The 24,234-nt window shown below is 64.1% G+C and carries 24 protein-coding genes and 1 tRNA gene; 9 read left to right on the forward strand and 16 right to left on the reverse strand.

The features are described from left to right. Positions 1-11: 11 nt before the first annotated feature. The 3 genes from L867_RS0108345 to L867_RS0108355 all read right to left on the reverse strand — a co-directional run bounded on the left by L867_RS0108345 (position 12) and on the right by L867_RS0108355 (position 2,760). Positions 12-1,583, reverse strand: a complete 1,572-nt coding sequence (locus L867_RS0108345; RefSeq protein WP_028736451.1) for a GMC family oxidoreductase — start codon at positions 1,581-1,583, stop codon at positions 12-14. A gap of 111 nt (positions 1,584-1,694) precedes the next feature. After that, positions 1,695-2,228: a twin-arginine translocation signal domain-containing protein gene (locus L867_RS0108350; RefSeq protein WP_028736452.1), complete on the reverse strand. Its 534-nt coding sequence runs from the start codon at positions 2,226-2,228 to the stop codon at positions 1,695-1,697. A gap of 136 nt (positions 2,229-2,364) precedes the next feature. Beyond that, a complete protein-coding gene (locus L867_RS0108355) occupies positions 2,365-2,760 on the reverse strand; it encodes a VOC family protein (RefSeq protein ID WP_028736453.1) in 396 nt (131 codons plus the stop codon). A gap of 214 nt (positions 2,761-2,974) precedes the next feature. Between L867_RS0108355 and L867_RS0108360 the strand changes: the two genes are divergently transcribed. Beyond that, positions 2,975-3,283, forward strand: coding sequence for a ribbon-helix-helix domain-containing protein (locus tag L867_RS0108360; RefSeq protein WP_028736454.1), 309 nt, complete (start codon positions 2,975-2,977; stop codon positions 3,281-3,283). A 41-nt stretch (positions 3,284-3,324) separates the two neighbouring features. Here the strand turns inward: L867_RS0108360 and hpaR are convergent, their stop codons facing one another. Continuing rightward, positions 3,325-3,861, reverse strand: a complete 537-nt coding sequence (hpaR, locus tag L867_RS0108365) for a homoprotocatechuate degradation operon regulator HpaR (RefSeq protein WP_028736455.1) — start codon at positions 3,859-3,861, stop codon at positions 3,325-3,327. A 47-nt stretch (positions 3,862-3,908) separates the two neighbouring features. After that, positions 3,909-4,679 carry an HpcH/HpaI aldolase family protein gene (locus L867_RS24870; RefSeq protein ID WP_037172906.1) on the reverse strand — a complete coding sequence of 257 codons (771 nt, stop codon included), beginning with the start codon at positions 4,677-4,679 and terminating at the stop codon, positions 3,909-3,911. A gap of 368 nt (positions 4,680-5,047) precedes the next feature. On the opposite strand from L867_RS24870, the gene L867_RS24875 reads away from it, so the two are divergent. Next, positions 5,048-5,743, forward strand: a complete 696-nt coding sequence (locus L867_RS24875) for a spermidine synthase (protein ID WP_051438886.1) — start codon at positions 5,048-5,050, stop codon at positions 5,741-5,743. A 48-nt stretch (positions 5,744-5,791) separates the two neighbouring features. Here the strand turns inward: L867_RS24875 and dgcA are convergent, their stop codons facing one another. Beyond that, positions 5,792-6,781 (reverse strand): N-acetyl-D-Glu racemase DgcA, encoded by a 990-nt coding sequence (dgcA, locus tag L867_RS0108385; protein WP_210163634.1) that lies wholly within the window; start codon positions 6,779-6,781, stop codon positions 5,792-5,794. Between the two features lie 213 nt (positions 6,782-6,994). On the opposite strand from dgcA, the gene mnmA reads away from it, so the two are divergent. Together mnmA and L867_RS0108395 are read left to right on the forward strand one after the other, a co-directional pair. Then, positions 6,995-8,191 (forward strand): tRNA 2-thiouridine(34) synthase MnmA, encoded by a 1,197-nt coding sequence (gene mnmA, locus L867_RS0108390; RefSeq protein WP_028736457.1) that lies wholly within the window; start codon positions 6,995-6,997, stop codon positions 8,189-8,191. Positions 8,192-8,327: 136 nt separating this feature from the next. Further along, positions 8,328-8,404: transfer RNA gene (locus L867_RS0108395), tRNA-Met, on the forward strand. Between the two features lie 69 nt (positions 8,405-8,473). On the opposite strand, the gene L867_RS24880 is transcribed toward L867_RS0108395, so the two are convergent. Then, a complete protein-coding gene (locus L867_RS24880; protein WP_051438887.1) occupies positions 8,474-9,805 on the reverse strand; it encodes a capsular polysaccharide export protein, LipB/KpsS family in 1,332 nt (443 codons plus the stop codon). A gap of 215 nt (positions 9,806-10,020) precedes the next feature. On the opposite strand from L867_RS24880, the gene L867_RS0108405 reads away from it, so the two are divergent. Next, positions 10,021-10,599: a transglycosylase SLT domain-containing protein gene (locus tag L867_RS0108405; protein ID WP_028736458.1), complete on the forward strand. Its 579-nt coding sequence runs from the start codon at positions 10,021-10,023 to the stop codon at positions 10,597-10,599. Positions 10,600-10,668: 69 nt separating this feature from the next. On the opposite strand, the gene L867_RS0108410 is transcribed toward L867_RS0108405, so the two are convergent. The 9 genes from L867_RS0108410 to L867_RS0108450 form a co-directional block, all read right to left on the reverse strand. After that, positions 10,669-11,664 carry a Tim44 domain-containing protein gene (locus L867_RS0108410; RefSeq protein WP_028736459.1) on the reverse strand — a complete coding sequence of 332 codons (996 nt, stop codon included), beginning with the start codon at positions 11,662-11,664 and terminating at the stop codon, positions 10,669-10,671. Positions 11,665-11,789: 125 nt separating this feature from the next. Beyond that, positions 11,790-11,903 (reverse strand): DUF2474 family protein, encoded by a 114-nt coding sequence (locus tag L867_RS27325; RefSeq protein WP_028736460.1) that lies wholly within the window; start codon positions 11,901-11,903, stop codon positions 11,790-11,792. Beyond that, the gene (cydB, locus tag L867_RS0108420) at positions 11,903-12,907 is read right to left on the reverse strand and encodes a cytochrome d ubiquinol oxidase subunit II (protein ID WP_028736461.1); all 1,005 of its coding nucleotides are present in this window, start codon (positions 12,905-12,907) and stop codon (positions 11,903-11,905) included. The genes L867_RS27325 and cydB overlap by 1 nt, the downstream gene beginning before the upstream one ends. Then, entirely contained in the window at positions 12,897-14,303 is a 1,407-nt protein-coding gene (locus L867_RS0108425; protein WP_028736462.1) for a cytochrome ubiquinol oxidase subunit I, read from the reverse strand. The genes cydB and L867_RS0108425 overlap by 11 nt, the downstream gene beginning before the upstream one ends. Before the next feature lie 190 nt (positions 14,304-14,493). Beyond that, positions 14,494-16,089, reverse strand: a complete 1,596-nt coding sequence (gene serA / locus L867_RS0108430; protein WP_028736463.1) for a phosphoglycerate dehydrogenase — start codon at positions 16,087-16,089, stop codon at positions 14,494-14,496. A gap of 83 nt (positions 16,090-16,172) precedes the next feature. Continuing rightward, complete coding sequence (locus L867_RS0108435) at positions 16,173-17,345, reverse strand: phosphoserine transaminase (RefSeq protein WP_028736464.1); 1,173 nt, start codon at positions 17,343-17,345, stop codon at positions 16,173-16,175. A gap of 215 nt (positions 17,346-17,560) precedes the next feature. Further along, positions 17,561-18,388 (reverse strand): outer membrane protein, encoded by an 828-nt coding sequence (locus L867_RS0108440; protein WP_028736465.1) that lies wholly within the window; start codon positions 18,386-18,388, stop codon positions 17,561-17,563. 292 nt (positions 18,389-18,680) lie between these two features. After that, positions 18,681-20,999 carry a methyl-accepting chemotaxis protein gene (locus L867_RS0108445; RefSeq protein WP_028736466.1) on the reverse strand — a complete coding sequence of 773 codons (2,319 nt, stop codon included), beginning with the start codon at positions 20,997-20,999 and terminating at the stop codon, positions 18,681-18,683. Positions 21,000-21,175: 176 nt separating this feature from the next. Continuing rightward, positions 21,176-22,171, reverse strand: a complete 996-nt coding sequence (locus L867_RS0108450; RefSeq protein WP_028736467.1) for an LLM class flavin-dependent oxidoreductase — start codon at positions 22,169-22,171, stop codon at positions 21,176-21,178. A 162-nt stretch (positions 22,172-22,333) separates the two neighbouring features. Here L867_RS0108450 and ruvC point away from each other — a divergent pair, with 162 nt between their 5' ends. Genes ruvC through ruvA form a run of 4 tightly spaced genes read left to right on the forward strand, consistent with a single transcriptional unit; the run spans position 22,334 to position 24,203 of the window. Then, entirely contained in the window at positions 22,334-22,846 is a 513-nt protein-coding gene (ruvC, locus tag L867_RS0108455; protein ID WP_028736468.1) for a crossover junction endodeoxyribonuclease RuvC, read from the forward strand. A gap of 58 nt (positions 22,847-22,904) precedes the next feature. Further along, entirely contained in the window at positions 22,905-23,156 is a 252-nt protein-coding gene (locus L867_RS0108460; protein WP_028736469.1) for an AbrB/MazE/SpoVT family DNA-binding domain-containing protein, read from the forward strand. 3 nt (positions 23,157-23,159) lie between these two features. Further along, complete coding sequence (locus L867_RS0108465; protein WP_028736470.1) at positions 23,160-23,573, forward strand: type II toxin-antitoxin system VapC family toxin; 414 nt, start codon at positions 23,160-23,162, stop codon at positions 23,571-23,573. Positions 23,574-23,585: 12 nt separating this feature from the next. Beyond that, the gene (ruvA, locus tag L867_RS0108470; protein ID WP_028736471.1) at positions 23,586-24,203 is read left to right on the forward strand and encodes a Holliday junction branch migration protein RuvA; all 618 of its coding nucleotides are present in this window, start codon (positions 23,586-23,588) and stop codon (positions 24,201-24,203) included. Positions 24,204-24,234: the final 31 nt, after the last annotated feature.

Here is a 24,234-nt window from a genome sequence, read left to right on the forward strand (position 1 = left end):
GGAGGTTCCTGTCAGATCGAACCGGCGCCCATCTGTTCGGCGATGTAGTCGGCCTGGCGGATCGCCAGCGTCACGATGGTGAGCGTCGGGTTTTCCGCCGCACCGGTGGTGAACTGGCTACCGTCGGAGACGAACAGGTTCTTGATGTCGTGGGTCTGGCCATGCTTGTTGACCACGCCATCCTTGGCCTTCTCGCTCATGCGGTTGGTGCCGAGATTGTGGGTCGACGGATAGGGTGGCGTCGGGAAGGCGCGGGTCGCCCCGACCGCCTCATAAATCGCAACGCCCTGCTTGTAGGCGTGATTACGCATGGCTTCGTCGTTCGGATGATCGGTGAACGACACGTCCGGGATCGGCATGCCATACTTGTCCTTGAGTTCCTTGTGCAGGGTCACCCGGTTGTTCTCCTGCGGCATGTCCTCGCCGACGATCCACAGGCCCGCCATGTTGGCATATTGATCCATGGCCGAGGCAAAGGAACGGCCCCAGCCGCCCGGGTCGAGGAAGGCCGCCATGAACGGGATGCCGAGCGCCAGCGTCTCCAGTTCGTAGCCGCCGACGAAGCCGCGCGACGGATCATGCCGCGCTTCGTCGCGGATGATGCCGGCCATGGTCGTGCCGCGATAGAAATGCACCGGCTTTTCAAACACGGCATAGACCGAACCGGTGGTGTGGCGCATGTAGTTCCGGCCGACCTGGCCGGACGAGTTGGCAAGCCCGTCGGGGAACATGGACGACGCCGAATTGAGCAGCAGGCGCGGGCTTTCGATCGAGTTGCCGGCGACGCAGACGATGCGGGCCCTCTGGCTCTTCAGATTGCCGTCCTTGTCGGCATAGACGACCGCCGTCACCTTGCCCGACTTGTCATGCTCGATCTTCACGACATGCGAGTTCGGCCGCACTTCCAGCTTGCCGGTCGCCTCACCCTTGGGGATTTCGGTGTAGAGGGTCGACCACTTGGCGCCCCATTTGCAGCCCTGGAAGCAGAAGCCGGTCTGCTGACAGCTGTTGCGATCGTCGCGCGGCGCCGAATTGATCGCCATGTTGCCGGTGTGACATTCCTTGTAGCCGAGCTTGTCGGCACCGGCTTTCAGGATCTTGAAGTTGTTGTTGCCGGGTAAGCCCTCGATGCCGTTGGTGCGGGTCACGCCCATCTTGTCCTCGGCCTTGGCATAGTACGGCTCGAGATCGGCAAGGGTGATCGGCCAGTCGAGCAGGTTGGCACCCTCGACCTTGCCGTAGGTCGTCAGGTCCTTGAACTCGTGCTCCTGGAAGCGCAGCGAAGCGCCGGCCCAGTGGGTGGTGGTGCCGCCGACCGCCTTGACGATCCAGGCCGGCAGGTTGGGGAAATCCTTGGCCACACGCCAGCCGCCGCCGGTGGTGCGGTTGTCGAGCCAGGCGAGCTGGGAAAAGCTGTCCCATTCGTCGTTGATGAAGTCCTCGAACTCATGCCGGCTGCCGGCTTCGAGGATGACGACGTCGATGCCCTTCTGGGCGAGTTCGTTGCCGAGCGTACCGCCGCCCGCACCCGAACCGATGATGACGACCACGCTGTCGTCGTTGAGATCATAAGGCGCTGCCATGATTTCCTCCCAGGAATGTCAGATCGGCATTTTTTTGAGAATGCGCCGCCGTTCCCATCCACGATGGGCCTCCTCGGGCGGCGATGCTGTTGTCTTGCGCGTGAGCGGCCCCTAGAGCCACTCGAGATCGTCGAAGCCGCGCTTGATGTAGCCGCCCTTGGAATAGGACTCGCCCTCGTAGCCGAAAATCGGCCACAGCTCCTTCTGGTTATAGAGGCTGACGACGAGGTCGCCGCGCACCGCCTGGAAGAAGGGTGTCGTCTCGATGTCGCGCAGGATGGCGACCCGGTCGTCTTCCCAGCCGAGGCCGCGATAGCCGCCGGCCCCTGCGCGCTTGTCGAGATCGGCGATGCCGTCCTCGATCAGCGTCTTGTGGGCGTCGTCCTTGCCGGCGCGATCATCCTGTCCCTTGACGGCGATCGCATAGAAGCGGTCGGCCAGCTGGTCGTGCGGATAGATGTCGCGGGCGAGCTTGATCAGCGTCGCCATGGTTTCCGGCTTGAGCGCCTTGGCCTCCAGCGCCCAGGCGGCCTGCGGACAGATCACCGCCGAGCCGCTGATCACCAGCAGCGCGCCGACGCTGCCGCTGCGCTTCAACAGGTCGCGGCGGGAAATCCCATTCGATTTTTCGTAAAGCGTGACCACGTCATTCTCCTCCCAGGATCGTGTGGCATTGGCGGCGGCCCGTCTTTGCGGACCGCCGATGGGCGGCGCGGAGCCCGCGCCCTCCCCTTGTCTCGGCTGCGCCCGGCGGATCCTCCAACCCGCAGGGCCACAGCCCCTACTTGTAGCGCCCGTGGCGCTGCAGAACCTCGATCTTGTAGCCGTCGGGGTCCGTCATGAAGAAGAAGCGCGCGAGCAGTGCCCCCTCGCGGTTGAATTCGACGATCTTGCCGGGGGCAAGCCCGAGATCGGTCACCCGTTTGTGCTCGCCATCGAGGTCGGCAACGCTGACGGCGAGATGGCCGTAGCCGGCGCCAAGATCATAAGCCTCCTCCCGCCCCTTGTTGACGGTCAGCTCAAGCTCGAACTCGCTCTCGGCATTGCTGAGATAGACCAGCGTGAAAGTGTCGAAATCCAGCCGTTCGGCAATGTCGAGGCCGAAGGCCTTCCGGTAGAAATCGACGGAGCGGGCTTCTTCCATCACCCGGATCATCGAATGGATCATCTTCGCCAAGGGCTGCTCCTCGTTTAAGGCAAACATCGAATGATCGAAGTTTCCGACACCGGTGGCAAATCGGGTAGCAGCCCGCTACCGCACCGATGATTTTTGCCCGATCGGCGCCGGAATTATTTGCGCCTTGCGCAGAAACCGCCACGTTTTGGGAAATTGACCGGCAATCCATCGGGCCGCATAATGCGTATCAAAAGAAAAGCCGGAGGAGCATGCCATGTGTGAAGTCTTTGCGGGACAGGACCCCGCCCGTTACCGCGCGGTCAACCGATCGGTCCGGATCGCCGGCCATTCCACCAGCATCCAGATCGAGGCCGCCTTCTGGGTGCTGATTGACGAGATCGCCGCCAGCCAGTCGATGTCGACCTCGCGCTTCCTGTCGACGCTCTATGACGAGGCGCTGGAGATCAACGGCTCCGTCTCCAACTTCGCGTCGCTGCTGCGCACCAGCTGTCTCATCTACCTGATGGGCAAGGCGCAGCACCCGGAAGCCCATCACGAGTTCCACATCATCGCAGCAGAATGAGCGGAACCGGCCTGACCTTTGCCTTTCGGCCTGCCGGAGGGCTATTCGTTCCCGTCATCGCCTGGCTGCGCCTCGCCTCCGGATAGCGGCAGCTGGATGTCGGCCATCACCGTTTCCAGATCTTCGAGCAGCTTCTGCAGTTCGCGCATGCGCTCGACGCCGAAGGCACGGGTAATCTCGCCATAGATTTCCTCCGAGTGCGGGGACACCTTTTCGATCAGTTCCATGCCCGCCGTGCTGATGCTGATGCGCGCCCGACGCAGGTCGTTTTCGTCGGGGTGACGCTCGATCAGCTGGCGCGCCTCGAGATCGCGCAGGATGCGCGACAGGCTGGGACCAAGCAGGAAGGTGGCGCGGGCAAGCTCCGTCACCTCGATCTCCCTGACGGTCATCAGCGCTCGCAGAATCCGCCACTGCTGCTCGGTGATATCGTGCATCCGCAGCGCATTGCGGAAATGCTTCATCACCGATTCCCTCGCCCGCAGGAGAAGCATGGGCAGGGATCGGGAGAAATGCCGGAGCCGCACGCGCGGCACCGGAGCCGCGCCCTCGCGCTGGCCTTCGGTACGATCCGGCATTTCCGACGTGTTGTCCGCCATTCCCGCTTCCGATCCGAGGCGACGCCTCAACCCTTCCTGACCTCGGCGAGAAGCGACTGGGCGCCCTTTGCCAGAACGCCCACATCGCTGCCGACAGCAATGAAGCAGGCGCCGGCGTCGCGGGCCAGCTGGATCATATCAGGATCGGTGGTCATGATGCCGGCCGGTTTGCCGAGCGCCACGATCTTGCGGATCAGCGCATCGACCGCCTTCATGACGTCGGGATGGCGCGCATTGCCGGTATGGCCGAGATCGGCCGCGAGATCGGCGGGGCCGATCAAGACACCGTCGACGCCCTGGGTGGTGACGATCGCCTCGGCATTGTCGATGCCGAGCTGGCTCTCGATCTGGACGATCAGGCAGATCTGGTCGTTGGCCGTTTCCACATAGTCGGTGATCCGGCCGAAATCGGAGGCCCGGCCGAGCCCGGCGCCCATGCCGCGAATGCCCTCCGGCGGATAGCGGCAGGCGCGGGCAAGCCGCAGCGCCTCTTCGCCCGTCTCCACCATCGGTATCAGCAGCGACTGCGCGCCGATGTCCAGCGCCTGCTTGATCAGCCAGGTTTCGCCGATCGGAAGCCGGACGACCGGATGGGCGGGATGACGCGCGACCGCCGCGAGTTGCGCGGCCACCAGCGGAATATCGTTGGGGCCGTGTTCCGCATCGATCAGGATCCAGTCGAATCCGGAGCCGGCCGAAACCTCGGCCGCATGCGGGTTCGCCAGCGCGACCCAGAGACCATAGAGCGTCTGGCCACCGAGGATGGCCTCCTTGAAGACATTGACGGGTGCGGGCATGAACGATTCTCCTCAGGCAAATGGCAGGCTGACGGTGCCGTGCGGCACGACATCCCGGGTGTTGGTGTCGCCGTGGCAGGCCCCGGCAGTATGGATGACCGAACCGGCCGGCATGACCCGCCCGCCGCGATCTTCGCACCGTACTGGTGCAGACGATTGGCTGGCCCGGCAAGGCCGCCGGTCGGAGATTTGCGCACATCGGCGCCGGGACGGGATTTTTTCCACTTCTGCGTTGCCCGAAAAGTTTCTCGCGATCCAGTCCATGTCGGTGAGCGGGGCCACCGCCGCCCACCGGGCAAGGCGCCGATTGATATCCGGCGCTCCGTCGTGATACGTGAGCCAACGTTTCTCGACATTGAAAGAATGCCATGCTCCCCTGGATCCAGCTCGATTCCGCCGTCATTCCCGGTGGGGGTGGCCAATTGCGCCTCAAGCAGCGCGGCACCGAGTTCTCGATCATGCTCGGCACCAACGAGCTGATGAACAGCCGCCTGAGCGGCTCGGAGGAAGCGCTGGCGACGCTCGCCTGGCAACAGATCGCCCCGCGCAAGCGCCCGCACATCCTGATCGGCGGCCTCGGCATGGGCTTCACCCTGCGCGCCGCGCTCGCCGTCCTGCCGGCCGACGCGCGGGTGACGGTCGCCGAACTCGTGCCGGCCGTCGTCGCCTGGGCGCGCGGACCGATGGCCGAGATCTACAAGGGCAGCCTCGACGATCCGCGGGTCAAGGTGCATGTCGGCGACGTGGCCTCGCTCATCCATACCTACCGCCACAGCTATGACGCGATCCTGCTCGACGTCGACAATGGCCCGCAGGGACTGACCCGGTCGGCCAATGACGGTCTCTACGATTATGCCGGCCTGCGTGCGGCCAAGGGCGCGCTGCGTGCCAGGGGCGTGCTGGCCGTCTGGTCCTCGGGCCCCAATCCAGGCTTCACGCGCCGTCTGGGCACCCTCGGCTTCAAGGTCAAGGAAGAGCACGTCCGCGCCGGCAAGAAACGCGGCGCCCGTCACGTCATCTGGCTGGCGAGCACGGATGGCGGCGACGGTGCCGCGCAGCCATAACGCCATCCGGGCCCAGACTCTATCGCGGCGACACCGTTCGGTGCGGGATCAGCCCCAGAGCGCCGGATCCGGCACCTGCATGGTCGAGCCCTCGTAGCGGATCGGCGCGTCCCGGTCGGCGGCGAGCAGCAGCGGACCGTCGAGATCGGCAAATGCCGCCCCTTGCGCGACGAAGAAGGCCGGCGCCATGGCAAGCGACGTGCCGAGCATGCAGCCGACCATGATGTCGAAGCCTTCGGCAACCGCCGCATCGCGCATCAGAAGCGCCTCGGTCAGCCCGCCGGTCTTGTCGAGCTTGATGTTGATCGCATCATATTTGCCTTTCAGATGGGAAAGCGATGCCCGGTCGTGGCAGCTCTCGTCGGCGCAGACCGGCAGGACGCGCTCGATTTCCCGAAGGGCATCGTCCTTGCCGGCCGGCAGCGGCTGTTCGACCAGCGCCACGCCGAGCCTGACCAGCGTCGGCGCGAGCGCCAGGTATTGCTCCACCGTCCAGCCCTCGTTGGCGTCGACGATGATGCGGGAATTCGGCGCGCCGGCGCGCACCGCCTCGATGCGGCCGAGATCGTCGTCCGTGCCGAGCTTGACCTTGAGCAGCGGACGTTCCGCATTCTTCGCCGCCGCGTCACGCATGCTCTCCGGCGTACCAAGCGAGAGGGTGAAGGCCGTTTCGATCGGCTTTGGGGCGGTGAGGCCGGCTAACTGCCAGACCGGCTTGCCGGCGCGCTTGGCTTCGAGGTCCCAGAAGGCGCAGTCGAGCGCATTGCGGGCCGCACCCGGTGGCAGCCGGTCCTGCAGGCCCTGCCGGTCGAGGCCGTCGCTGAGATCGTTTGCCGCGCCGAGGATCGCCTCCATCACCCCGTCGACCGTCTCGCCATAGCGCGCATAGGGAACGCATTCGCCGCGACCGGTATGGATGCCGTCCGAAAGCGTTGCGGCCACCACCCGGATTTCCGTGCGCGATCCGCGCGAGATCGTAAACGTCCCGGCGACCGGAAAGATATCCTCGACGACCGTGAGCCTCAAACCATTCGCCATGTAATCGTCTCTCCTTCGGCGGCGCCGAACCACGTCGCGAATCGGCGCCCCTTGCGCGTTGCGACATTCCTTTCTATATCCGTCAACAATTAGGTCGAGGCCTGAACAGTCAACGGACTGCAATATGCCCCAATCCCATACCAGCAAGCTGGCGATGGCAACAGGGCGTCCCGTACCTCGCCTTCGAACGCATCAGATTGGCGGAAAAAGCCCGTGAATACGCTGGATTTTGACAAGAAGCCGGAAGATACGCGCGTCGTCGTCGCCATGTCGGGCGGGGTCGATTCCTCCGTCGTGGCCGGGCTGCTGAAGCGCGAAGGCTATGACGTTCTCGGCATCACCCTGCAGCTCTACGATCACGGCGCCGCCGTCCACCGCGCCGGCTCCTGCTGCGCCGGCCAGGACATCGACGATGCGCGCCGCGTCTGCGAAACGCTCGGCATTCCCCACTACGTGCTCGACTACGAGCAGCGCTTCCGCGACACGGTGATCAACCCGTTCATGGAAAGCTATGTGGCCGGCGAGACACCGATCCCCTGCGTCGCCTGCAACCAGACCGTCAAGTTCGCCGATCTGCTGGCGACGGCCCGCGAACTCGGCGCCGATGCGCTCGCAACCGGCCATTACATCCGCTCGAAGTCGGTTCCGCTGCCGAACGATCCAGGCCACCGCGCGCTGTTCCGGCCGATCGACAGCGAACGCGACCAGAGCTACTTCCTGTTTGCCACCACCCAGGAGCAGATCGACTATCTGCGCTTCCCGCTCGGCGCCATGTCCAAGGCCGAAACGCGAAGGCTCGCCGAAGACATGGGCCTCGTCGTCGCCCAGAAGGCCGACAGCCAGGACATCTGCTTCGTGCCGCAGGGCAAATATGCCGATGTCATCAATAAGCTGCGGCCCGATTCGGCGCTGGCCGGCGAGATTGTCCATCTCGACGGTCGCGTTCTGGGGCACCATGACGGCATCCTGCATTACACGATCGGCCAGCGTAAGGGTCTTGGCGTCGCCACCGGCGAACCGCTCTACGTCGTCTATCTCGACGCCCGTTCGCGTCGCGTCATCGTCGGTCCGCGCGAGGCGCTGGAAACCCACCGCGTCTATCTGCGCGACATCAACTGGCTGGGCGACCACGCCCTCGAAGAAACGGCCCGCGACGGCTTTGCCTGCTTCGCCAAGGTCCGCTCGACCCGTCCGCCGGCCCCGGCCGTGCTGCACGCCGACGACCGCGGCGTCTATGTCGACCTCGAGATCGGCGAGGCCGGCGTCGCGCCGGGCCAGGCCTGCGTGCTCTATTCGGCGCCGGGTGCCGATGCGCGCGTCTATGGCGGCGGTTTCATCGAGCGGTCGGAACGCGCACCAGCCGCCGAAAGCCAGCTGAAGGCCCTTCTGGCAAGCCCCGTCGCGGCCTGAAACCGGGGCCGCGCCCAAGTCCACAGAAGTGCTTCGGTTTTTGCTTGCCTCGCGCTTGACACTGGCAGGATCATCGCCTTATAAGCCGCCCATCGCTTCGGACGGCTCCGCTTTTCAGCAGGCCTTCGCGATGTGTGGCGGGGTAGCTCAGGTGGTTAGAGCGTGGGATTCATAACCCCAAGGTCGGCGGTTCAAGTCCGCCTCCCGCTACCAAATCTCTCTCAAGACAAGATCTGATTGCCCTGAGCGCACGCCACGACCTGCGCGCCGCAGAGCGGGCTTTCACTCGCCGTGATCTCCGGTGCGGAAACGGTCGAAGCCTTTGGCAAATCGATCATCGTCGAACGGATAGAGCCACCGGCCGAGCCGCCTGAGCGCAGGGTCCGACTGCTCGCGAAAGAATCCGATCGGGTCGCGGCGATAGGAGGCCGCATCGTCCCCATTGCCGATGCGCGCGACAAGCGGCCCGACGACCAGCGGCAGCAGATGCCGCCAACCGAGCAGGCCAAGGGCGCCGAACGGTCGCCACGACGACGGGCGCTTCCGCGCCGACAGCAGTTGCCGGCTGTCACCGGGCACACCGTCCCTTTGCCATTCGACCATCTCGGCAAGCGTGGTCTCGAAGCATCGCTGCGTGCCGGTGCGCGGATCGAAATAGCGCGGATAGAGCAGATAGACCCCGGCAAACAGCGCCTCCAGGCTGAGGGCGCGGCCCCGCCGCGGGTTCGGCTGGCGATCATCGGTCAAACCCCAGCCGGCATAAAAGGGCGAGCCGGACACCGTCACGCGCTTGCCGCGCATCAGCGCCTCGAAACCGGCGAGCGAGGTGATCGTGTAGACGTGGTCGACCGCATCGACCACATCGGGCAACGCCATGGGCGCGGTGAGGATATGGCAGAGACCTGCCACCTCGGCCGGATCGGAGCTCGGCTTTCGCACGCCCTTCAGCACGTCCGGATGCGGCTTGTAGAGGATCGTCGCGCCGGGATTTTCCCGCGCCGCCAGCCGCACCAGGTCGTTGTTGAGGATCGGCCGCTCCGCGCCGTAGCGGATGGAGGCGTCGCTCTCGACCTGGCCGACGACCAGCACCCGCCGTCCCGGCCCTTGCGGCAGATCGACCGTCCCGCGCGCCGGCTGTCCGCCATATTTGCCGAGGCGATGCTCAAGCATGGCGGCAATGCCGGCCCGCGCCCGCTCGATCAGCACCGGGTCGGCATCGAAGTCGTAGGTCCTCAGCAGGTCTTCCAGATCGGACGGCCCCCGGCTGTCGAAGAACGGCCGCTGCCGGTCGATGGTCAGTGAGAAGGGTGCGCTCTGGCCGGCACTGCCGCCGACCGAGCGCAGGAAACCGTCCTCGACGAAATGGACCGGGATGTCGCGTCCGGCGCAGAAATCGGCCGCCGCCTGCGGCAGGTTCGGCCCCCAGACGATCACGCTCGGATGATCGAGCGCCGCGATCCGCGCCTGCCAGACGTCGACGAACGCCTTGTCGTCGACGAAGAAGGGCATGTAGTGAAAATCCCATTCCGGGAAATACGCCTCCAGCACCGACCGCTTCCACTCATGCACATGGAAGGCGACGACGGGCGGGCGATCGATCGGGGGTCGCGGCATGGGCCGGGCTCACTCCTCGTTGGCGGACAAACGTTCATAGCCCGACATGGCCGGGCCGACAATCGCCGCGCGACCATCCCCGCCGAACCCTCTCCGGCGCACGCGAAAACCATTGACGCCGCCCGCCCGATCGGGTGGGCGACGACCATTAAGGATCCGAAAACCTTTCGTTAAATTTTAAGTAATATCCTGGTGAGCCTGAGTGAGGATGAACGATGCGTAGCGTAATTGTCGTTGGCCTTCTGCTGGCATTGACTGCTTGTGCGAAACCGCCGAGCCAGACCAAGAATGCCTGCGCGATTTTCGAACAGCGTGACGGCCTGTTCAACAACTGGAAGCGTGCGGCCGAAAAGACCGAGCGCGAATACGGCGTGCCGGTACCGATCCTCATGGCGACGATCTATACCGAATCCGGTTTCCGCCATAACGCCAAGCCGCCGCGCAAGAAGCTGCTGGGCTTCATTCCGTGGAAGCGCAAGTCGAGTGCCTATGGCTATTCGCAGGCGCTCGACGGCACCTGGGATCGCTATCAGCGCGAGACCGGCCGATGGAGCGCCCGCCGCACGGACTTCTCCGATGCCATGCAGTTCATCGGCTGGTACCACCGCCAGACGGCGGAGAAGAGCGGCATCCCGCTCAACGATCCCTACAAGCTCTACCTCGCCTATCATTCCGGCCATGCCGGCTATGCGCGCGGCAGCTGGCGCAACAATTCCGAGGCGCTGAACGGCGCCAAGCGCTTCACCGACATCACCTATACCTATGCCCGGCAGCTGAAGAGCTGCCCGAACTGAGCATCCACCGCCGGCAGAAACGAAAAGGCCCGCGCGAAGCGGGCCTTTTTGTCTGTAGCAAATGAGAGCTTATTCCGGATCGCCGACGGCCTGGATGGCGGAAATCTGCCAGTCCGTGCCGGGGCGCCGAACGAAGGTCCAGACCTCGGTGGATTCCGAGACATTGTCCGGGTCGCCGCTGACAACCTTGCCGCTGGTGCGGTCGCGCAGCACGTCGATGCTCTCGTAGCGCATGGCGACGGTCGCATAATCGACATTGCCCTCGCGCCAGCTCTCGGACACGTCGCCCTGAACCAGATGCACGTCGCGCACCTCGTTCTTCAGGCCCTTGGTGGCGTTCTCGCTCAGTTCCTCGGCGAGATAGGACATGGCTTCCGGCGTGGTGATGCGGCGCAGGCTCGCATAGTCTTCATTGGCATAGGCTGCCTGCATTTCCTTCAACAGCCGCTCGAAATGCTCGAGATCCTGCTGCCCGACGCCGATTTCGTCGGCGGAGGCTGAAGGTCCGCGTGGCTTTGCGGAGGCGGACGAACCGCCGAGATTGATGCCGCCCATGCCCGGGATCTGGAAACCGGGACCCGGCGCCGCATTGCTGCGGGCCGAAGGACCGGCACCAGCACCCGAATAGGCCGTCTGGCGATTGGAAAACATGCGCATGGCGAAGCGGACGAGGAAGAAGATCAGCACGCCCTGCAACAACAGGCCGAGGAAGCCGAAGCCGCCGCCGAAGCCCGAGCCCATCAGCATGCCGAACAGGCCGCCCATGAGCAGGCCGCCCATCAGACCGCCGGCAAGACCACCGAACAGGCCGCCGGGGCGTCCTGCCTGGGTCTGGGCGTTCGGTGCGGTGGCCGGGCGCGTGGTCTGGCCCTGCGGCGTCATGGTACGCTCGATCGGCGCGGCCGGGGCCGGAGCGGTGCGCGTGGCGGCGGGCGCCTGGAAGGTGCGCGTGCCGCGGCTGCCGAAACCACCGCTGGCGCGGCGCGCTTCGGCAAAGTCGGCCAGCGTCAGCATGGTCGCCAGACCGATCGCCAGAATTCCAAAAAACTTGCCGTAGCGCCGCATTTCATCTCCTCGTTTTAATGCCTGAGCGGATTTCGACATCCGTTGCGCTTCATATGGCGTCCCCTCGCGGAGAATTGAAGCCTTGACCGCCTATTTTTCGATCACGATCACGCCATCGGCGGTAGTCAGGCCCCGAGCGCCAGCTTGATGGCGTAGGCGACGACCCCGACCGTCAGCACGCCGGCAAACCACAGACCGACGAACCAGCCGAGGCGCTTGATCAGGGAAGCTTGCGCCATCAGTGATAGCCCTCCTCCGGGTCGACCTTGCCGCGGAACACCCAATAGGCATAGGCCGTATAAGCCAGGATGATCGGCACCAGCACCGCCGCTCCGACCAGCAGGAAGGCGAGGCTCGACTGCGGCGCCGCGGCATCCCAGATGGTGAGCGAGGTCGGCACGATATAGGGGTAGAAGCTGATGCCGATGCCGGCATAGCCGAGCACGAACAGCCCGAGCGCCGCGACGAAGGGCTGGGCATCCTTGCCGGCGCGCAGGCCACTCAGGATCAGGTAGAGACAGCCGAGGACCAGCAGCGGCACGACGAAGGAGAAGACCGCCGTCGGATAGCCGAACCAGCGCTCGAGATAGAGCGGTTCGAGCCAGGGCGTCCACAGGCTGAACACGCCCATGGCCCCGACGGTTGCCAGCGCCGCGCCATAGGCAAAACGCCGCGCCTTCTCCGCCAGCGGACCGCGCGTCTTCATCACCAGCCAGGTGGCGCCGAGCAGCGCATAACCCAGCACCAGCGCCACACCGGTCGCCATGGAGAACGGCGTGAACCAGTCCCACCAGCCGCCGGCATAGGCACGATCAACCACCGGGATCCCCTGGACGAGGGCGCCGAGCGCCACGCCTTGGGCAAAGGCCGCGATCGTCGAGCCGCCGGCAAAGGCATAGTTCCACAGATGCTCGGCCCGTTTCGTCCGCCAGCGATATTCGAAGGCGACGCCGCGGAAGATCAGGCCGAGCAGCATGGCGATCAGCGGCGCATAGAGCGCCGGCAGGATGGTCGCATAGGCGAGCGGAAACACCGCCATCAGCCCTCCCCCGCCGAGCACCAGCCAGGTCTCGTTGCCGTCCCACACCGGCGCGACCGAATTCATCATCTGGTCGCGGTCGGCCTTTTCGGGAAACAGCGGAAAGAGAATGCCGACCCCGAGGTCGAAGCCGTCGAGGATGACATAGGCGAGAACGGCAAAGGCGATGAGGGCCGCCCAGATGAATGCCAGATCAAAGACCATGCTTGCCTCCCTCGGTTTGCATCGCCGGCGTGACGCCGGACGTGCGGATCGGTCCGTCGTCGAGATCGGGCATCGGATCGCGCGGCAGGCGCGCCATCAGCCTGAGGATGTAGAAGGTCCCTGCCCCGAAGACGAGGAAGTAGACGATGATGAAGGCGATCAACGAGGCCGCAACCGCGGGGGCGGCGATCGGCGAAAGGGAATCGGCCGTCAGCAGGTGACCGTAGATCGTATAGGGCTGCCGTCCGACCTCCGTGGTGATCCACCCGGCCAGCACCGCCACGAAGCCGGCCGGCGCCATGGCCAGCGCCACGCGATGCAGCAGCCGGTTCTCGAACAGCGTGCCGCGCCAGCGACACCAGAGGCTGAACAGGCCCACGCCGAGCATGGCAAAGCCCAGCGCCACCATGACCCGGAACGACCAGAACACGACGACCACCGGCGGCTCCTTGTCATCGTCGATCGTATCGAGGCCGGCCAGCGGCGCATTGAGATCGTGCTTGAGGATGAGGCTGGAGAGCTTGGGGATCTGCACGGCATAGTCGACACGCTTCTCCGCCTGGTTCGGCAGGCCGAACAGGATCAGCGGCGCGCCCTCCGGATGGCTGTCGAAATGTCCCTCCATCGCCATGACCTTGGCCGGCTGATGCTCAAGCGTGTTGAGCCCGTGGGCATCGCCGACGAGGATCTGCAGCGGCGCGACGATCGCCGCCATCCACATGGCCATCGAGAACATCGTGCCGGCCCGCTCCGGCGAGGTGCGGCGCAGCAGGTGGTAGGCGCCGACGCCGCCGACCACGAAGGCGGTCGTCAGATAGGCGGCGATCACCATATGCGTCAGGCGATAGGGGAAGGACGGATTGAAGACGATCGCCCACCAGTCGACCGGCACGAACTGCCCGACATCATTGATGGCAAAGCCGGCCGGCGTCTGCATCCAGGAATTGACCGACAGGATCCAGGTGGCCGAGATCAGCGTGCCGAGCGCCACCATCAGCGTGGCGAGATAGTGCAGGCCGGGGCCGACGCGATGGCGGCCGAACAGCATGACACCCAGGAAGCCGGCCTCGAGGAAGAAGGCCGTCAGTACCTCGTAGCCCATCAGCGGCCCGATGACCGGTCCCGCCTTGTCGGAGAAGACGCTCCAGTTGGTGCCGAACTGGTAGGACATGACGATGCCGGAAACGACGCCCATGCCGAAGGCGACGGCGAAGATCGTCTTCCAGAAGTCGAACAGCTTGAGATAGACCTTGTCCTTCTTCCACAGCCAGAGGCCCTCCAGCACCGCCAGGTAGCTGGCGAGACCGATGGAAAAGGCGGGGAAAATGATATGAAAGGACACGGTAAAGGCAAACTGCAGCCGTGCCAGCAATTGCGCGTCGAAGATCTCGAACATCGTCCTGTCGCTCTCGTTGCCATCTTGATCGAAGGTCCGAGAAAGCAAATAGGCTTTGTTCCCTTGCGATCAATGCGACAAGCCGCCCTGCGTCAACTTGACATCCATCAAAACCGACCGGCCCGAAGAACGAGAAAAGGCGCGGACGTTGCCGCCCGCGCCCCTCGTCTGTCCTGGGAGGACTTCAAGTTCAGTCGACGTTGAAGCTCAGCGGCTTCGCCTGGCGGATCGCCGAATGGGCGATCAGCTTGTCGAGCACGTCCTGCTTGATCGGCTCGTCGACATAGAGCAGCGCGATCGCATCGCCGCCCTGCTTGTCACGGCCGAGCTGGAAGTTGGCGATGTTGACGCCACCCTCGCCGAGCGTGGTGCCCATGAAGCCGATCATGCCGGGCACGTCGGTATTGGAGATGTAGATCATGTTGGCGCCGACGTCGGCGTCCATGTTGATGCCCTTGATCTGGATGAAGCGCGGCTTGCCGTCGGAGAACACCGTGCCGGCGATCGAGCGGGTCTGGTTCTCCGTGGTGACCGTCAGCTTGATGTAGCCGTCATAAACGCCGGTCTTGTCACGCTTGACCTCGGACAGCACGATGCCCTTTTCCTTGATCATGATCGGCGCCGAAACCATGTTGACGTCGGACACCTGGCTGCGGATCAGGCCGGCCAGCAGCGCCGAGGTCAGAGCCTTGGTGTTCATCTGCGCGGTCTGGCCGTCGTAGAGGATCTCGATTTCCTTGATTGCGCTTTCCGTGACCTGGCCGACGAAGGCGCCGAGCACGTCGGCAAGCCGGATGAAGGGCTTCAGGACCGGCGCTTCTTCGGCGGTAATCGACGGCATGTTGATGGCGTTGGAGACGGCCCCCTTGACCAGATAGTCCGACATCTGCTCGGCGACCTGGAGGGCGACGTTCTCCTGGGCTTCCGTGGTGGAGGCGCCGAGATGCGGGGTGCAGACCACGTTCGGCAGGCCGAAGAGCGGGCTTTCAGTCGCGGGTTCGACCTCGAACACGTCGAAGCCGGCGCCGGCGACATGGCCCGACTTGATGGCTTCGGCAAGGGCTGCCTCATCGACCAGGCCACCACGGGCGCAGTTGATGATGCGAACGCCCGGCTTGGTCTTGGCGAGCGCTTCCTTGCCCAGGATGCCGCGCGTCTTGTCGGTCATCGGCACGTGCAGGGTGATGAAGTCGGCCTTGGCCAGCAGCTCGTCGAGCTCGACCTTGGTGACGCCCATCTCCTCGGCGCGTTCCTTCGACAGGAAGGGATCGTAAGCGAGCACGTGCATCTTGAGGCCAAGGGCACGCGAGCAGACGATCGAACCGATATTGCCGGCGCCGATGACGCCGAGCGTCTTGCCGGTGATCTCGACGCCCATGAACTTCGACTTTTCCCACTTGCCGGCCTGGGTCGAGGCGTCGGCGGCAGGCAGCTGGCGGGCGACGGCGAACATCAGGGCAATGGCATGCTCGGCGGTGGTGATCGAGTTGCCGAACGGGGTGTTCATGACGATGATGCCGCGGCGCGAGGCGGCCGGGATGTCGACATTGTCGACGCCGATGCCGGCGCGGCCGATGACCTTGAGATTGGTCGCGGCGGCGATCAGCTTTTCCGTCGCCTTGGTGGCGGAGCGGATGGCGAGACCATCGTAATTGCCGATGATCTCGGCGAGCTTTTCCTTGTCCTTGCCGAGCTTCGGCTGGAAATCGACTTCTACACCGCGGTCGCGGAAGATCTGGACGGCGGTTTCCGAAAGTTCATCGGATACGAGAACGCGAGGTGCCATGTGAGGCCTCCTTCAAAGGGGTTCAGGTCTGGTACGGATACGGGAATGGGCGGCTTCGCCCGAAGAGCGAAGCCGGATCAGTCTCAGGCGGCCTTGAGCGCAGCCTTCTGGGTCTCGAACGCCCAGGTCAGCCAGGACATCAGCGCCTGCATGTCGGCGGTCTCGATCGTCGCGCCGGCCCAGATCCTGAGGCCCGACGGGGCGTCGCGATAGGCGCCGATGTCGAAGGCGACGCCTTCCTTGTCGAGCGCGGTGACCATGCCCTTGGCAAAGGCGGCCTGGGCATCGGCATCGAGCGCCGCCACGTCCTTGTCGACGATGGTGAGGCACACCGAGGTGTTGGAGCGGGTCGCCGGAACCTTGGCGAGGTTGGCGATCCAGTCATTGGCCTCGACGAAGTCGAACAACACCTTGGCATTGGCATCGGCGCGCGCCATCAGGCCCTTCAGTCCACCGATCGACTGGGCCCAGAGGAGCGCATCGATATAGTCCTCGACACAGAGCATCGACGGCGTGTTGATGGTTTCGCCGGTGAAAATGCCCTCGATCAGCTTGCCGCCCTTGGTCATGCGGAAGATCTTCGGCAGCGGCCAGGCGGGAACGTAGGATTCCAGACGCTCGACGGCGCGCGGCGACAGGATCAGCATGCCGTGACCGCCCTCGCCGCCCAGAACCTTCTGCCAGGAGAAGGTGACGACGTCGAGCTTGGTGAAATCCATGTCCTGGGCAAAGGCCGCCGAGGTGGCGTCGCAGATCGTCAGGCCCTTGCGGTCCGCCGGAATGAAATCGGCGTTCGGGACGCGCACGCCGGAAGTGGTGCCGTTCCAGGTAAAGACGACGTCACGGTCAAAATCGACGGCGGCGAGATCGGGAAGCTCGCCATACGGCGCTTCGAACTTGCGGACGTCCTTGAGCTTCAGCTGCTTGACGACGTCGGTGACCCAGCCGGCGCCGAAGCTTTCCCAGGCAAGCATGTCGACGCCGCGCTCACCGAGCAGCGACCAGAGCGCCATTTCGACGGCGCCGGTGTCGGAAGCGGGAACGATGCCGATGCGATAGTCCGCAGGGACGTTCAGAATTTCGCGGGTGAGATCGATGGCCTGCTTCAGCTTGGCTTTGCCGACCTTGGCGCGGTGCGAGCGACCGAGCGGGGCATCGCCAAGCGCTTCGAGCGACCAACCGGGGCGCTTCGAGCAAGGGCCAGAAGAAAAATGGGTGTTGTTCGGACGCAGGTCCGGCTTGGCGAGTGTCGTCATCGTGCTACCCTTCCAGGTATATGGCCTCTCGTTGGGGAGAGGTGTCCCGCCGTCGGAATTACGCCTGTCGAAAATCGACGTCAAGAAAATTCGATGTCGCAGCCAGAAGATTTTTTGACGCACCTGTGAAGCTGCCCCGGCCACCTGAAATACAGCCTGAACGCGAAAAGGCCGCCCACTGCGGGCGGCCTTCAGCAATTCAAAGGGCGATGGAATTACTTGTAGACGATCGGCTCCGGCGGGGGCTCGTAGGCCACCGGCTGCTCGCAGCCGCCGAACAGGTAGCGGGCACCGACATGTGCTTCGTGGCTGTAGAAGCCCTTGTCGCGGCCCGGACCGCCATTTTCCTCGAAGCCGAACATGCCGCCGGCAAGCGTATGACGGAAGCGGTAGCCGACATCGGCCTTGACATTGCAGGTGACGTCGATGGAGGCGCCGGCCATCAGCTGATAGGCAAACCGCCAGTTGTGGTATCCCTTGTGCGTGACAGTGTCGTCGCAACCACCGCCATCGTCCTGGCAGGCCGTGTTGCGCAGCTTGTCCCACTTGACGTAGGCGCCGCCGATACCACCGCCGACATACGGGGTGATCATGCCGTAGGTGCCGAGGTCGACATAGGCATTGGCCATCAGGTGGTAGGCGCGCATGGCCGAGACGTCGCTCGACGTGCAGGGCTCGAGCGGGCTGCCGCAGGACCCTGAGGTGGAGCCTTCGAAATCGGACTTGAACATGTAGTCCAGCGTCAGGTCCGTGCGAAGGTAGTTGTTGACCTGATAACCGACGCCGACGCCGAGGGTGAAGTTGTCCTTCAGCTCCGTATCGTCGAAATCGACCAGGTTGCCGTTGGAGCCCTGATAAAATTCGGCGCCACGCATCTTGTTGAAGGAATAGCCGACATCGCCGCGCAGGTACCAGCCGGAAGCCTCCGAGACTTCGACTTCGGGCGCCATGATCGGGGCAGGCTCAGGCTGATAAATGTCCGCAGAATGGGCTGCTGTGCCGGCGAGCAGAACGGCAGCCACGGCGAAAAGGCTCGTCTTCATGGCAAGATACTCCAATATCCATCGTTGTTGCACGGGCCTTGTTTCGGCCGATGTTCCTATCGACATGGATAATGAAGTAGAAAGGTTAAGGTGCGCTTAACTACGTCCGTTTACCTTCATCACTGAGGATATTCTTGCGGCCCGGCACAAAGCGGGGCTTCGACTGCCGCCGATCAAGCCCCTCCGACGCCTCCCGACCTCCACCCGCGACCGCTCTCCCCAGTACGGAAAAAAGGGGCCGGAAGCGTGCTTCCGACCCCTTTTTGGAGAATCACAGTTGCGGCGACAGGCTTCAGCTTGCCCGGCGCATTTGCTGGGCGCCCTGGCCCGGCTGGCCGGCGGAATGGCCGCCGCCAAGCGAGAACTGCCCGAGGCGCTGGTCCATCTCGCCCGCCTCCTGGGCAAGCCGATGGATCGCCGCCGTCGTTTCCTCGACCATGGCCGCGTTCTGCTGTGTCATGGCGTCGAGCTGGTTAACCGAGCCGTTGATTTCCGAGAGTGTCTGGGCTTCCTCGCGGGTCGAGCTCATGATCTCGCTGATGCGGCCATTGATCGCCAGAACGTGGGAGCCGATGCCCTGAAGCGCGGCCCCCGCCTTCTCGACGAGCGTTACGCCATGGCTGACCTCGGTGGTCGATTTCGCCAGCAGCGCGGCAATCTGCTTGGCAGCCGCAGCCGATCGCTGGGCAAGTTCGCGCACTTCCTGGGCGACCACGGCAAAACCCTTGCCGCTTTCGCCGGCTCTTGCCGCTTCCACGCCGGCATTGAGGGCGAGAAGGTTGGTCTGGAAGGCAATCTCGTCGATCACGCCGATGATCTGGTTGATCTCCTGCGACGAACCCTGGATTGCCTCCATCGCGGCAATGGTCTCGCGCATGATGTGGCTCGACTGTTCCGTATCGTTCTTGGCGTTGCGGGCGATCTTCTCCGCATCCTCGGCGCGGGCGATCTGGGTGCGCACGCCTTCGGTGATCGCCTTGATGGCGCTGGCCGTCTCGGTCAGGGCCGCCGCCTGCCGTTCGGTGCGTTCGGCCAGCTGGTCCGCGCCGGAGCGCATCTCGTCGGACCCTTCGCGCACGGCGACCGAGTTGCCGCCGATGCCGGCGAGCGTGACGCTGAGCGTCGAGAGCGCCTTGTTGAAGTTGTGGCGGAGCGATTCCAGCTCCTGCGGGAAGGCGCTGCGGAGCTCGAAGGCGAGATCGCCGCGTGCCAGCCGGTCGAGGCCCTCGTCGAGGGCAGCGACGACCGCCTGCAGGCTCTGGGCTTCCGTCTCCCGTTCCGCCATGCGCTGGCGACGCTCGATGTCGGCGCGTTCGCGTTCGGAGCGGGTGTCACTTTCGAGGCGCTGCTGTTCGATCAGGCCGAGGCGGAAGCGCTCCAGCGCCTTGGCCATGGTGCCGATCTCGTCATGACGGTCCTGGTTGGCGACCGCATCGTCGAGTTTGCCATTGGCGACGTCACCGGTGACGGTGGCGAGCCGGGCGAGCGGCGCAAACAGCCGGCTGGTCAGATAACCGGTGGCGATCGCCATCACGACCAGCACGATGATCGCCGTCACGAACAGCGTCATGGCGATATGCCAGGAACCGGCACCGAGTTCGGCATGCGTCAGGCTCTCGGCGACCAGATATTTGTCGCCGCCGTAGGACACCGGACGGCCATAGGCATTGGCCGAACCATCGGCGCGCTCGAACTTGGAGATGACGATCTTTTCGCCGTTGATCGCGTCGGCGGGGAAACCGAAGGGTGCCGCGGAAATGTCGGCGAGCTTGCCGTCAGCCGAGAGGCTGATGCCGGTTCCGTCCTGGGAAAGGATCGCCACCTGCTCGCCGCTATCGCCATTGATGCCCTTGGAGAGGATGCTGGTGATGGCGCTGTCCTTGAGCTGGAACAGGATCGCGCCCTTGAAGGAACCGTACTTGACCACCGGAACGGCGAAATAGATGTCCGGCGACTGCGGATTGCTGCCAGCCTTCAGACCCGAGAAACGCGTCGGGGCGGCATCCTCGACGGCCTTGCCGGCCTCTTCGACGCTGCGGGCAAAAGCACGGCCGAGACCGCTCTCGGCCAGCGGACCGCTGGCGACGTTTTCGGCGAAGGTCTCGCCCTTCTTGTAGGAATAAATGACGTTGCCGGTCTGGTCGACGATCAAGAGGTCGCGGAACTGGGTGCCCTTGAGGAAACCGGCAACCTGCGTCTGGACCGTCTCATGGCTCGAATAGTAGAAGCCGCTCGGCCCCTCCGGCTTCAGCAGCTTTTCCAGCTCGGCCGGATTGGGGTTCTTGGTGATGAAGACGTCGCGCAGTTCCTTGCGGGCGTCGCCGGACGTCTTGACGATCGTGTTCCAGCCGCTCTTCATCGCAGTGATCGACTGCTGCAGGCTTTCGATCTTGGCGATCGAGGTCGCCTGATTCTCCAGTTGCGCCAGCTGTTCGTTGAGAATGTCACCGCGGAAGGTCAGCGTGGAACTCATCGACCGGAAGGTCTGATCCTCGAACACGGCGCTGGAGGTGGAATAGGCGAGAACGTTCAGCAGCCCTACCGACAACACGGTCAGCAGGAGAAAGATGCCGATGACCTTGGAGGACAGCGAGTTGAAACGACTAGTCATCTTGAATCCCGTTTTGCCACGCCCCACTCTGCGCGTAGGTGCCGTTTGAATGCGACTTGACGGCCAGGAGCGCACTCCTCGCCGGCAGATGCTCTACGGTCGGGACTTTTCTTTAAACGCCGGTTAAAAAGCGCCGCTATTTCTCATCACAAAGTCGAATTAACGGCCTTGTGCCCTCAAGCGAGCATTTTTTCGCGGAGGTCGGCAAAGATTTCGACGGATCGCAGCCGTTGCTCCACGGAATGGATCGGCATGGACACGATCAGTTCGTCCGCACCCGTCATCTTGAGGAATTCCGCAAGCTTGGTCCGGGCCGTCGCCGCGGCGCCGACCACGGCATAGCGCAGGGTATGCTCGACCCCATAGCGCTCGACCTCGCTCCAGTACCCTTCCATGGTTTCGATCGGCCGTGGAAACGCCTTGCGCACGTTGCGGCGCAGGTTGACGAACTGCTGCTGCGAGGAGGTGAACAAATGCGCAGCCTCGGCGTCCGTTTCCGCGGCGACGCCCATGATGCCGACCATGACATACGGCTTGTCGAGTTCGTCGGAGGGCTGGAAACGCTCCCGATAGATCGAGATCGCCTCCATCAGCTGATCGGGAGCGAAGTGCGAGGCAAAGGCGTAGGGCAGCCCGAGCGCTGCCGCGAGGTGAGCGCTGTAGAGGCTGGAGCCGAGCAGCCAGAGCGGCACATGGCTGCGCATGCCCGGCACTGCGAGCAGGGCCTGGTCGTCCGACGGCTCGCCCAGCAGACGCCTGAGTTCGATGATGTCGTGCGGGAAACTCTCCGTCCCGGCCTCCATGTTACGCCTCAGTGCCCGGGCGGTGCGCATGTCGGTTCCCGGCGCGCGACCGAGGCCGAGATCAACACGGCCGGGAAACAGCGCCTCGAGCGTGCCGAACTGCTCGGCAATGACCAGCGGCGCATGGTTCGGCAGCATGATGCCGCCCGAGCCGATGCGGATGCGCTTCGTTGCGGCGCCGACATGGCCGATCACGACGGAGGTTGCGGCACTGGCGATCCCCGGCATGCCGTGATGCTCGGCCAGCCAGAAGCGGTTGTAACCGCAATCCTCGGCCTTGATCGCCATCAGCCGGGAGGCGTCGAGGGCTTCGGAGATCGTGTGGCCCTCGGCGATGGGCGAGAGATCGAGGATGGAAAAGGGGATCATGGCGCGGGTCCGGTCTGTAGGTCAGGGCAGAGCCCCCTATGTATGGAGCGCTGCGTCAAATGCCAGAGCCGGAATGACGAGTTTCGCTGATCGTCACTTCAATGTTTTTGTTTTGTTCACTTAATTCTGGCAGACCGGCAGACAGGAAGCTAGAGTGACACCATGCAGAACGCGATTCGAATTATCGGCATTGATCCGGGCCTGAGACGCTGCGGCTGGGGCGTCATCGAGACGCTCGGCAACTCGCTGAGGTTCGTCGCCTCCGGCACCGTGACTTCCGACGGCGACATGGATCTGGCCTCGCGCCTCTGCCAGTTGCATGACGGGCTCTCCGAAGTCGTGCACGCCTACCAGCCGCACGAGGCGGCGGTCGAACAGACCTTCGTCAACAAGGACGCGGTCGCCACCCTGAAGCTCGGCCAGGCCCGCGGCATCGCCATGCTGGTCCCGGCGCGGGCTGGACTGCGGGTGGCGGAATATGCGCCCAATGCAGTGAAGAAGGCCGTCATCGGCGTCGGCCATGGCGAGAAGCAGCAGATCCACATGATGCTGAAGATCCTCATGCCCAAGGCCGAGTTCAAGGGCAATGACGCCGCCGACGCGCTCGCCATCGCCATCTGCCACGCCCACAATCGCGGCGGCGATCGCATGCGCCAGGTGCTGGCCAGCGTCTAGTTTGTTCTTGACTTGTTCCGCCAGTAAGATATTTTCTTACCGCAGAAGGAGCGAGATCATGCGCGTCACATCCAAGGGTCAGGTCACCATACCCCGCGACTTGCGCGAACTGGTCGGCATCGAGCCGAACAGCGAGGTCGTCTTCACCGTCGAAAACGGCAAGTTGACCTTGGCGCCGAAAGCCAACCGGCATTCCGATGCAGAGCGGACCCGTCTCGCCGCCTTGATGCAGGCCCTCGACGCACTGGAGGGAACCGGTGACCAGACAATCGACGCCGATGCGCTGATGACTATGACAAGGGATCGCTGATCCATGGCGACATTGGTGGATACGAATGTCCTGGTCGATGTGGCGGTGCGCGACCCGGTCTGGCTGGGCTGGTCGCGCGCGGCGCTGACCCGGGCCGCGGCCGAACAGCCGCTGGTGATCAATCCGGTCATCTATGCCGAGTTTTCCGTGCGCTACGACGATATCGAGACGGTCGACCAACTGCTTCCGCAATCCGATTTCCACCGCGAGGGTTTGCCCTGGGCGGCCGCCTTTGCCGCCGGCGTGGCCTTCCGTAGGTACCGTAATACGGGCGGAACACGCGAGCGTGTCCTGCCGGACTTCATGATCGGTGCGCATGCCGCCATTCGCGGCTATTCGATCCTCACGCGCGATCCGAAAGGTTACCGCAGCTATTTTCCGATGGTTCCCCTCATCACCCCCGAAACCCATCCCTGACGGATCTCTCCCATGATCGGCAAGCTCAAAGGCACCATCGACGAAATCGGCGACGACTATGCGCTGATCGACGTACATGGCGTCTGCTACGTCGCCTTCTGCTCCTCGCGCACGCTGTCGCGCCTCGGTTCGCCGGGCGAGGCCGCAGTGCTGTTCATCGAGACCTATGTCCGCGAGGACCAGTTGAAGCTGTTCGGTTTCATGACGGCGCTGGAGCGCGAATGGTTCAATCTCCTGCAGAGCGTCCAGGGTGTCGGCGCCAAGGTAGCACTTGCCCTGCTGTCGACCCTCACCCCCTCCGAACTCGCCAATGCCATCGCCCTGCAGGACAAGACGGCGGTGTCGCGCGCGCCGGGTGTCGGCCCGAAGGTCGCGGTCCGCATCATCACCGAACTGAAGAACAAGGCACCCGCCTTTGCCGGCGAGGCCGCCGCCAATATCGGCCTCAAGCAGGAGCTCGGCGAAGGCGTCGCCCCTGCCCCCGTTGCCGATGCCGTCTCGGCGCTTACCAATCTCGGCTATTCCCGCGAGCAGGCCGCCAATGCCATCTCCGCCGCCCTGAAGAACGGCGGCGAAGGCGCCGACAGCGCGAAGTTGATCCGGCTGGGGCTGAAGGAGCTGTCTCGGTAGGAATTGGTACGCAGACGAAATGCTGATATGC

This window comes from Paenirhizobium selenitireducens ATCC BAA-1503, assembly GCF_000518785.1.
GTDB lineage: Bacteria > Pseudomonadota > Alphaproteobacteria > Rhizobiales > Rhizobiaceae > Allorhizobium > Allorhizobium selenitireducens.

Excerpts from the sequence above, each read along its gene's own strand:
- L867_RS0108405 (WP_028736458.1), top strand. The coding sequence starts at position 10,021 with ATGCGTAGCGTAATTGTCGTTGGCCTTCTGCTGGCATTGACTGCTTGT.
- cydB (WP_028736461.1), bottom strand. The coding sequence starts at position 12,907 with ATGGTCTTTGATCTGGCATTCATCTGGGCGGCCCTCATCGCCTTTGCC.
- L867_RS0108465 (WP_028736470.1), top strand. The coding sequence starts at position 23,160 with ATGGCGACATTGGTGGATACGAATGTCCTGGTCGATGTGGCGGTGCGC.
- L867_RS0108425 (WP_028736462.1), bottom strand. The coding sequence starts at position 14,303 with ATGTTCGAGATCTTCGACGCGCAATTGCTGGCACGGCTGCAGTTTGCC.
- L867_RS0108450 (WP_028736467.1), bottom strand. The coding sequence starts at position 22,171 with ATGATCCCCTTTTCCATCCTCGATCTCTCGCCCATCGCCGAGGGCCAC.
- L867_RS0108445 (WP_028736466.1), bottom strand. The coding sequence starts at position 20,999 with ATGACTAGTCGTTTCAACTCGCTGTCCTCCAAGGTCATCGGCATCTTT.
- L867_RS24880 (WP_051438887.1), bottom strand. The coding sequence starts at position 9,805 with ATGCCGCGACCCCCGATCGATCGCCCGCCCGTCGTCGCCTTCCATGTG.
- ruvA (WP_028736471.1), top strand. The coding sequence starts at position 23,586 with ATGATCGGCAAGCTCAAAGGCACCATCGACGAAATCGGCGACGACTAT.
- L867_RS24870 (WP_037172906.1), bottom strand. The coding sequence starts at position 4,679 with ATGCCCGCACCCGTCAATGTCTTCAAGGAGGCCATCCTCGGTGGCCAG.
- L867_RS0108440 (WP_028736465.1), bottom strand. The coding sequence starts at position 18,388 with ATGAAGACGAGCCTTTTCGCCGTGGCTGCCGTTCTGCTCGCCGGCACA.
- L867_RS27325 (WP_028736460.1), bottom strand. The coding sequence starts at position 11,903 with ATGGCGCAAGCTTCCCTGATCAAGCGCCTCGGCTGGTTCGTCGGTCTG.
- L867_RS24875 (WP_051438886.1), top strand. The coding sequence starts at position 5,048 with ATGCTCCCCTGGATCCAGCTCGATTCCGCCGTCATTCCCGGTGGGGGT.
- L867_RS0108410 (WP_028736459.1), bottom strand. The coding sequence starts at position 11,664 with ATGCGGCGCTACGGCAAGTTTTTTGGAATTCTGGCGATCGGTCTGGCG.
- serA (WP_028736463.1), bottom strand. The coding sequence starts at position 16,089 with ATGGCACCTCGCGTTCTCGTATCCGATGAACTTTCGGAAACCGCCGTC.
- ruvC (WP_028736468.1), top strand. The coding sequence starts at position 22,334 with ATGCAGAACGCGATTCGAATTATCGGCATTGATCCGGGCCTGAGACGC.
- L867_RS0108435 (WP_028736464.1), bottom strand. The coding sequence starts at position 17,345 with ATGACGACACTCGCCAAGCCGGACCTGCGTCCGAACAACACCCATTTT.
- L867_RS0108460 (WP_028736469.1), top strand. The coding sequence starts at position 22,905 with ATGCGCGTCACATCCAAGGGTCAGGTCACCATACCCCGCGACTTGCGC.
- L867_RS0108360 (WP_028736454.1), top strand. The coding sequence starts at position 2,975 with ATGTGTGAAGTCTTTGCGGGACAGGACCCCGCCCGTTACCGCGCGGTC.
- dgcA (WP_210163634.1), bottom strand. The coding sequence starts at position 6,781 with ATGGCGAATGGTTTGAGGCTCACGGTCGTCGAGGATATCTTTCCGGTC.
- hpaR (WP_028736455.1), bottom strand. The coding sequence starts at position 3,861 with ATGCCGGATCGTACCGAAGGCCAGCGCGAGGGCGCGGCTCCGGTGCCG.
- L867_RS0108345 (WP_028736451.1), bottom strand. The coding sequence starts at position 1,583 with ATGGCAGCGCCTTATGATCTCAACGACGACAGCGTGGTCGTCATCATC.